Below are 10,473 nucleotides of genomic sequence, written 5' to 3'. Positions count from 1 at the left end.
CCTAAAGGCGATTGCCGAACAAAAACTGGACAAGGTCATCTTTGATATCCAGAGCGGAAAAGACGAACGTAAACCCCTGCTTAAAGCCACTGAGCCCTACCGCTATGAATTAGGCAGGAAGCAGCTGAATATGTTCGCTCCGTTCTTCGGCTTTTCTGAGAACATAAGCGAATATGGGGAGTTAGATATCTTCAGGATATTAAGCCTCAGCCCTACCCAGAAGATCGATCTTTTCTATCTGGTTGGCGGGGACCATTACAATAGATGGTCCAAGAACAAGATCTCCCGGGTTATTAGTGACGGCACTGTCATTGAAGGTACAATTCAGGCTCCTCAGGATATGCTTAAAGGTACTCAGCGCTATGAGGAATGGGTCAAGCAATACGGAATGAATCCTGCAGCTGACACCATCCAAAAGTTAGAAGAATTGCCGCAAACCAATAGCTTTGGCTTTAATAATCTGCTTCATACCATATCCCCGATCTTTATCCAGCGCGGCGCAGTAACAGAGAAGATCCAAAGCACCTTAGACCTTATCTTCGTAGAAGGCGTAGGCAATGCCTCAGCCACTGCTGTCCGGGATGCTTTAGCCGGTAAAGGCAAGATAGAGAACTTAGTCTATCTACCGCATTTAGGTTACCAATACATCCAGAATCACCCTGAATACAAGGATATGATCATTAATCCCGAGAAGTATTCCTCGAGTCCGATTACCACCCCCATAAGAATAAAAGGGGTCTTTAACGGCAGGGATATAAACAATATCATTGAAGAAGTTGACATAAACCGGCTGGCTTCCGGAAAATCGGTCCAGAAAGGTCGTTTTTCTAAAGAAAGCCGTAAGCAAAAATCCCAGAGGGATTTTGATCAGTCGGTAGACATACTTGCCCTGGCTCTTGAAACAGCAGGAATCAAAGTCGATAAACTTTTAGGGATAACCTTTTATGACGAATATGATACCGCTGGGCATGTCTTAAATACTCTAAGTGACGGTCTTGATAAATATTACGCCGGGCAAGGCCGCGGTCTAATCATGGCTGTCGGGCCGATAGCCGGGGGCGCTGCCGGGGAGAAAGCTATGCAAGTCCTCATAGAGGAAGCGACGCAGGGAAGATCTAAAGACGTAGATTACCTGATAATTCAGGTAGATAAGAGTACCGGCAAGGGAAACAGCGTAAGATGGATGTTTGGAGTTGCCGACCGGCTCAACGTAAAAGCCATGCTCCATGTCGATGCCGACTTATGGACTATGTATAAGGGGCAACCTTCCCAGGAGCAGCCCATAGACTGGATCAAGCTGAGCATAAAAGATATAGAGGAAATGGAAGCCGAAGACGAAATAAAGGGAATAAGCCCTCGCTGGGTTAAGGAGTTATTGGAGCCGGCTCTCGATACCAGGATAAATGAGGGTAATGATAAAGTTTTTGTTTTACCTTATTATACAAGGTCGATATACGATGCTACCATTACCAAATTTTTAATGCGTATCTGGAGTGAAGTATTCTACCGCCGGAGGATTCAACAGCCGATAGGCGGCGATTTTGGATTTTCCATAGAATTAGTCAGGACTATTTTGGACAAGGAAAGCCTGTGGGAAGATCAAAACTTTTTAAGGTTCGGATACGATAACGTAGCCACCTGGATAAGCGTGGCTACCGGCGCCACCCTTTTTGAAACTGCCCTGGGTGAAAAACTCCACAAAGAGAGCGCCCGGATGAGGAGAGAATATTTAACCGACGAACAGATAAGGGAACTGCACAAGGCAAAGATACTGATAAAACGCAACGGAAGTTATATTTTTGCCATAGACAACCAGGATGCTTTAAGAGAGAGGATATTCGCCTACTCCGAGGAGCAGAAGAGAATCGATTGCCATACCGCCCTTGGTAATCTTCCGCCGTTTGAGGAGATAACGATCGAAGGCGGCAAGGTCATTCTGGAAGTAGATAATCTAAGGATAATGTTTGAACAGGTATTGATGTCGGCTTACCGGGCCCTGGAGATGAATGCCGGATTTATCCAGGATAACCTCAACCAGGAGATAGAGGGCGTAGGCCAGCTAGGGCCGGAAGAGTTGCGGCTTAAGTTGCCTCCCGAGCTGGACTTGAACTTTGACGTGGTATACGATAAATTCAAGAAGGGATATCTAAGATACAAGAGTTTTATAAGAGAGGTTTTGGGAAAGGAGATAGCCCAGCAGATAGATGTTCAGGCCGATGAAAAGAATAAAGATAATTTTAAGATATCCGAGGACCTCTATGCTAGAATTTTCGTTATAACTATTTCTATGATAGAGAAATACAAGGAATACCGCTTAAGGGATTTGGTTGAAGTCTTTGAATGCCTCTGGCGGGCCCGCGTGGCAAGTTTTATCAAGGATATAAAAAACTACGGGCAAAAACAAGAGAAAATAAATCTCCGCACCGCATATTTTAACACTGTTCAAAAAGCGGCTCGCCATGTAAATAAGCAGATAGAAGTTGTTGAGCAGGCTTGGCGTAGTAAAGATAACCATACTACCCAAGAGAGGCTCATTAATCATATTAATGGTAATGGTTCCTCCGGCGCATCCTCCAGTCCGCTTGCTCTCGGATCCTTGGTCAATATCCTAACCTCCAGCCGTTTATCCACAACCGATAGAACCTTAGCCTTAACCGAATCCGCCCATGTCCGCTTAACTAGCCGGGCTCCTCCGGTAACTGCCTTATCATCCATTACTCCCGATAAATACACTTATTCTTCCTCTATGGTAGATTTAGAGGACGTGCGTATTATTAAGGATACTTTCTTTGCTAACGGTGATGCCGGCTGGCGGAATAACATTAATGCTTTAAAAGAATTATCAAGTGTTGATGCCGCAGCAATCCGCCAAGCCCTTAAATTCCGCTACAATTATCTTGCCACTAAGCCGCTTGAAGCCTATAGGAGTGCTTATGAGAAAGTACTTAAGAATGGCCAGGCAACGGAATTATTTGGTTTCCTGCAGCGCGTAGTCAATTCTCTTAAGGCGCAAGGTAAGAATAAAATCGTCATTATCAACGCAACTTATGTTGGTGGAGGCGTAGCTGAGATGTGGAAAACAGCAGGGCCACTTTTAAAACAGGCTGGTATTGAAGCTGAATGGCATATCGTTTATCCTTCTAAAAAAGACTTCCAGGGCGTAACCAAAGGTATACATAATAGTATTCAGGGTAACAATGTGGATTTAGAGGATAAAGGTATGGCGTTTTGGGAAGAAGTTAACCAGGATAACGCCTATATTTTAAGAGACGTTTTTAGCGATAAAACCGTTGGCCGTTTCTTTATCGAGGATCCACAGGTGGCACCTTTGATTAAATATATTAAAGAAATTAATCCTCAGGCGCGTATTTGCTGGAGGCTGCATATTGATATTGCCGGCATCAGGAAACAGGTCCCCAGTGCTGTTAAAGCCTGGAAAGAAATCCTCAGTTATCTTAAATACCTGGATGAAAATGATATTGTACTCTTCCAGCCGTATCTTGCTCCGGACAGCTTAAATACCGAGCTGCGCGCCAACGTATTTAGCCAATATCCGGGCATAGATGTTTTAGCTGCCAAAAACGCGCCAATTACAGAAACAGAAATGCATAAGGGGATTTTGGCCATTAATGAGCTTTTAGAAAAGAATGGATTAGTTAAGGATTTAGGCCTTGGGCCAATCAATCCCAATAAGCCAGCTATTGTTTTAGGCGCCCGCGCGGATTACTGGAAAGGGCTTATTACGGGTTTAAGGTCATTTGAGCGCGGGGTTAAAGAAGGCTTTATTGAAGAAGACGTTGATTTTGCCATATTCTTAGGGGCTGCCAATGATGACCCGGAAGTTAAGGAGCATATTGACCTCCTGAAGAATATCATCAGGAGTTATGACGCAAAGTTGAGAAGGAGAATCCGGCTTATTCCCCTTACTCTTGAGGATAGGTATATAGCCGCTCTTTATAAATACGCCGCTATCCATCATATGCCGTTTATCGCTTTTTCCTTCAGGGAAGGTTACAATCTTATGGTAGACGAAGCAAGTGTTCATGGCGCTGCGCCGTTTGTCTCCAATGTCGGCGGCTTGGGAAGATTCAAAGATGGCCTGGATGCTTGGGTTGCGGATATCTTGAGCGTTGTCAACAATATTGAGAAGGCCTCCGAGCTTTATGTCTGGCATAAAGCTAACGGCAGGGTTGTTGGACTTGAAGTTAATCCTAGGGCGGTTGCCTTAGAGGATATTTTATCAGCCAAGCTTAAAGAGGTGTTTACATTAAGGAAAACCAATAGGGCCGTCTATGATGATCTCTACGTATCTATTGTCCGGAATGCCCGCGAGAAAACCTATACCTCTTCCTTGATACCTATGTTGAGTAATTATCTTGCCTTAGCTGCCGCCCCTCGCAGCGCATTACAGAGGGCAGCTTCGCGTATGCCGACAGACGACAACGCGCCTTCAGCAGACGAAATAAAGTTGGAAGAAGGTGTTTATGGAGAGGCCGTTTACTCTTCCTCGCCGGTAGAGATTACGCCTACCCGAATTGCAGAGATAGAAAGAATATTGAGAAGTGAATGCAACGGTAAAAAATTTACTTCAGTTGTTGGGTTAACTACTTCGTTACCGGTGGATAGCTTAAATAAGCGGCTTAAGATGCAGAAAATAGTTAGTTTCTTATCAGTGCAGCAAGAATTAAAACAAGCTGATTTATTAATGGTATTAGGCAGTCCTGATTTGCGCGTTCCTCAGGCAGCAGCTAGAATTTATAATCAAGGTTATGCGTCGAAGGTAATTCTTTCCGGAAATAGAGGCAGGTGGGGAAATCAGGATTGGGACAAAACGGAAGCTGAAGTCTTTAAAGATATAATGGTTAAGATGGGCGTACCTGAAAAGGCTTTTCTGCCCCTTGATAAAGAAGCTACTAACACGGGTGCAAATATAGTCAATATCATCAGTATCCTTAAAAATGAAAATATTACGCCTAAGTCGGTTGTTTTATTTCAGACTCCAATCTCCCAGAGAAGGTCATGGGCTAATTTTGTCCAGGATTTTACAAGAGAGAGCACTTATTTTGGACGCGTTGAATGTATAAATTACTCTCCGTATATACCGGATGTATCAGCTATGAATAGTGATGAATTCTGCAAATTCGTTACTTTCGTTTGGGGCGAAATAGAAAGACTGATTGAATATAGCTACAATGGCTGGATAAATAAGGAAATAGCTAGGGTTCCCGAAGATATCATTATTGGAACAGCAGCCCTGTTTATAGACGAAAGAATTAATGAGTTGAAAAGAAAATCAATCTCCAGCAGCCCGGTGGGAGGTCTTAGTGGAATTTATATGCGATATGTAGGCACATTTACTACTTTACAGAAAATAAAGCATGTTGAGCAGGTCAAGGTAAATGATTTATATAATATAGGTTTTTATGAAAGATTAATCGGTAAATATGTCTGTAAAATAATGGAGGCAAGAAAAAATGCGATTCCCGGCCTTGTTAGTGCTCTTAGGGGTAATGATTATATGTTACAGCGGATAGCAGCGTCTATTATTAGGCTTTTAGATAAAGGCGGGCATGGTTTAAAATTATTCCTATCTGGCTTGAAACATAACAGTGCATTTATCCGTTGGGAATCCTTAAGGGGTTTAAGGGTTATTATAAGTAACCCTGAGAAGATATGCGATGCTGGAGAATTTTTGCCAGTAGAGACTTTTAAGAATGATATCATAATCCATCTTGATATGATTGTGGCGTCAGATAAGGATGCAAGAGTAAAAACCGAGGCACGAGCTATTTTTAAAACACTGAAAGATTATAAAAGCAAACAGTCAGCTAGTAGCCCCCTTGGTTCTCTGCTTGCTGGTTTCACTACTAGCCGTTTAGCCTCAACCGATAGAGCATTAGCTTTAACCGAAGCTGCCCATATCCGCCTGGCTACCCGGGCTCCTCCGGGAGCTACTTCTTCGCCTGTATCTCCTACCATTACCGGCGAGGCCGTAATTTTAACCGGCGCTATCCTTGAAGGAAATATCGCCATTGACAATAGGACTTCAAAGGTAATTGATCTAAATAATATACCTGAAGACATCGCCCTTATAGTTGATAATGACGATCAGTTCTATAAGAATCAAGATGGCAGACTGTATCTTAAAGATATGAAAATAACGATATCCAGCAGCCCGGTTGAAAAGATTACCAAAGATAATAATCCTTTAGGCGTGGTGATAAGAAAGAATCATCAACCGCAGGGTTTTGAGGTATTCACGGATATGGCTGAACCTTTTGCCGTAAGCTGTTTTGAGCGTAAGAAAGGCACTCGAGGAGATTTACACTATCATACTGCCGTTGAAGGCCCTAATTCGTTTGGGAGCAAGCCTAGGCAGGAGTTTGTGCATGTGCTGGAAGGTAAAATCAAAGTATTTATTTATACTGTAGAAGGCGAGTATATCAATTCAGTTATTCTCCAAGCAGGAGACTCTATATACCTTACCGAAGCTCACCAAGTTGAATTCTTAGAGGATACCAAACTTTTAGAAGTAAAACAGGGCCCATATCCAGACTCCAGAGATAAAGATATGGTGATTCTTTCTTCCGTAGTTATTAATCTGCCTGAGCGTAAATGGGAAGATACCACAGATAGTTACGGAAGCTTTAATTATTCGTACGATCATTTGCCAGAAGGATTGAGTGATGAGATTAATGTTAAATTTTATGGCCGGGTTAAGCTTTACGAGTGGGATGAGCCAGGTAATAGTTATGATGATGGAGATAAGCATACTTCGGTTACAATAAAAAAGACAAAATTAACCATTCCCATTGATATTATTGACCGAGTAAATGCGGTAATCAGAAAATATTATCCTAATCTTAGCTTATCTAGCTCTCCGGTCAATCCTTCATTAATCGAAGCGCTTAAGGATAAATATACTCCTTTAATGGTAGGGCGGAACCTCAATCAGCTTATTGCCGAAAGGGCGCAAGCAATGTTTGAATTAGATCGGAAGTTAAAAGTTACTTCAGATAAAGCCGTCAATGAAGAATTAGCCAGTCATGTAGATGCGTTAAATGCCCGGAGAGTGCTTGATATACTTGATGATTTAAGCGTGGCCCCTACCGAGCCGTTTATCGAAGAACTCCAGAATGATGAAAAAGCAATCAAATCGCTCTTAAAAGGTGAACTGGTAACTCAGATGCCTATTGCAGGGGAGGGGAACCGTATGCATGATAGCTTAGTTTCATTAGGTATAAATATTCCCCGGGACAGGCTTAAACTTGCCAATATTGATGTTTGGGAAATAGCTCAAGCAATGGGACTTATTGTGGGTACCCCCTCTTATGCACTTCGTATCGGATTCGGGGCGCGGCAAATACTTGCATTGCAACAGGGTATTTTGGATTTAAAGAAAATGGGGCTAAGCGCTCAAGAAGTAAAAACTATTGCTCAGAATTTAAAACTTATTGTAAGCGTCTCCGATAATATTGAAAAAGATATTCTGGAACTATTCTTAGGGGTGAGCCGTTTAACAGGAGAGCCGTTCTTTAATTTCTTTAATCCTAAAAATGTTATATTTGTAAATGGCGGATACGGCCCTGGTTTTGAATTTGATCAAAATGGCCTCTTGGCTGTGTCGCAAAATCCAACTCTTGCCAAGTTATCTTGGAGCCATGGGTATGCTTTTATTGAATTAGCTTGGATTAAAGGACCAAATGCTTATATCCTTACCGGAAGACGCGATACAAATACCGGAAAGCCGGAAACAATAGGCCTAGACGTGCCTGTATTTGAATATATTAGTAGACAAGGTGCCCGCTACGGAGTTATCAGGCGCATCAATGACCTTTTGTTATTACATCCAACCACTTCCATGGATATTCAGATGTTCGGTTCTTTTTTAAGCGCCATATCTCAAGATTCAAAAGTTAATGCTTATTTTGAAATGATGGCTAATCCTACCGGACAGAAAGGTGGTTTAGCCTTAACCCTAGATAATAAATTGCTTCTTTTGGTTGAAGGATTAGCAGCAAAAGACAGCAGGATAACCGCTAAATTTGACAAGCTTACCCAGGAAGAGCTTATTCGGACTCAAGGTATGCGTGGGATTCCATACAACCGCCTCTATGGCTACTATGTGATCGAAGATTTATTACGCGTTCTGGCAGAAGAAGAATTACCTATGGCTATCAAAGTAAAGAATGGAGTTATTTCTCCAGAGATTCCTACTGGTGATATTACCTGGCTTAAGGGAGTACATGCCCTAGCCAGAGTGAGAGGAGAGGATCTTTTTATTGAAAGGGGAATCTTACCGAATGAACAGAGAGACGGTAATAACGAACCCATTTATAATGAAGATGGTTCGATTAAAATAGCCTATGTATCGGGAACCGGAGCGATTATCCATGACTGCAAAGCAGCAATCTATATTAAAGATGGGCGTCTGGTGGCGGATCATTTGGATGATCCTACTAACAAAGTATTCGCTAAAGGATATTATGGAAAAAATTCTTCTAACCCGATACAAGAAGCTAACGCCCCAGTTTTTAAGAAAGTGACTAGCAGCAGAGAGTTAGAAGAAACGTACGAAAGTCAGTGGCAAGCTACTAGTGAGATGGTAGCCAATAATCAAACGCCCAAGCCATCTGGAAAGAGAAAGCTTTTCTATGTTACCTGCGTTGTTCCTTCTACCGAATTTTCTAAGGAAATGCTGACTAAATTGGTTCAAATAAAAGAAGATTTAGAAAAGGATTTTGCTGAATTAGAGTTTACGCCTAAGGAATTATTACATTCTACTGTTTTTGTCCCCGTTTACGATATTCCATATAATGACATAGAGGAGTTAAAGGAATTAAAATTATCCTATCCGGTTCATAAAATATTGCCAGAGTTTGAAGTTAACCTGGTAGAGATACTTAAAGGTAGGAATCTAGGCTATAATTTTAAAGGATTGAATTTAGGATCAAATGGAACAATTTTTGTCCAGGGCCATGTTGAAGACGAGACGATTTTTGAATTAAGAAAGACCTTAGGAGATATATATGTTGATAAAAATCGCAGAACGCCGTTTTTACATATATCTTTTGCCAGCTTAGCAAAGCCTATAGAGCCGGAACAATTTCGCAGGTTATACGAAAAAATCAAATTTTATCGAGAAGAGCAATTTGGAAAAGTTAATGTATCTAAGTTGTTACTTTTATCCAGCAAAGTTATTCCTTGCGATAGTTTTAGCGATAGTAAATACGTAAAAATAAATTACAAGTCTAGTTCGCCTCTAGAAGCCGGTATTGTCCGTAACCAATTAGAAAAAGTAATCAAGGCATTGGTAGTATTAGATAGGTATGCCGTTGATTACCGCTTTAAGGCTTATTTAACAGGTGGTTTTGCTGTGAATCTTAGCCAGGGCAGAATCGTTGATACCAAAGATATCGATTTTGCCATAACCTTTAATGGAAGATTAAGCCCGTTAGAGGGAGATTTATTCGTTAGAATGAGGCAAGAATTAATGGTCCAGGATAAAAAGATACATCTAGCAAGCTTATTTCCTTATGGAAGAGTTTATAGGATAAACAGAGGTAATATTATAGAAACATCAGAAATTAGAAGCGAAAACGTTTATAATCGGCTTCCGAATAGCGCAAAAGCCAAAGCTCTCTTAATCCAGATTGATGATAATTTCAAGCTTCTTATTAATAAATTATTGAATCAAAATAACCTTGCAAATTCTTTAACTACCGGTGCTATAGTAGCAACAAATAGTTATCAAAAGAGATTACGCGGAATAATTGATCTTGAGAATCATCCTGCCGCCGCTCCTCCAGTAGAAGATGCAGTCCTTCCCTTATCCGCAAATAGCCCATTCCAAGCAGGCTTCTCCAGCTCACCGATAGATTCAGCAGAAAACTTAATCGAAGAGAAAAAAGCAAGGCTTGACGAGAGCATAAAGAGTTATATGGAAAGCAAAGGCATGGAATACCGCAAAGAAGCAGTTTTTGGCAAACCGTTATTTATATCTAACCTAATCCGCAGTTTGATTATTCCCAGCAGGGAGGCAGACTGGGATAATTTAGTTGCCGGCAAGGAATTTATTTGGTCGCCGTCAAAAGACCTGAAATACGAGTTTAGAATCCCAACAATAGGCGACTGGGTCAAGAATGAGAAGCTTAATGTCGAGATCACTCATAATTTACCCAGCGGCCCGTACAGATTATCTTCGGAGCCAATCAAGAATGAGTCTGTAGCGGCCCTGGATATGTTCTTCAGCGAAATTATAAGAAATGAAGGATCTTTATTAAAACTTCTATCAGGGATCGTTAGGAAAACGATTGAAGAATTAAGTATTTTAAGTTTGACCATCAAAGAGGCATTGCTCGACCCGAAATCGCAGAAAATAGCCATAGAGATAGCGAATGGAGGTTTAAAGAGCAAGGTAGTAGTCGAACAAATTAAGATAAAATACGCAAAGAGGATAAAAGAAGAGCGTAT

1 protein-coding gene is annotated in these 10,473 nt (G+C 41.4%); it reads left to right on the top strand.

Annotated features, from left to right (window positions below):
• Positions 1-10,473 (top strand): ElyC/SanA/YdcF family protein (locus PHC29_08485; protein ID MDD5109514.1); only part of this gene is annotated, 10,473 nt, incomplete at both ends.

The sequence above is a fragment of the Candidatus Omnitrophota bacterium genome (assembly GCA_028712255.1).
GTDB lineage: Bacteria > Omnitrophota > Gorgyraeia > Gygaellales > Profunditerraquicolaceae > UBA6249.
Note: the sequence above shows the minus strand (reverse complement) of the source record. Positions and strands in the feature narration are given on the sequence as shown.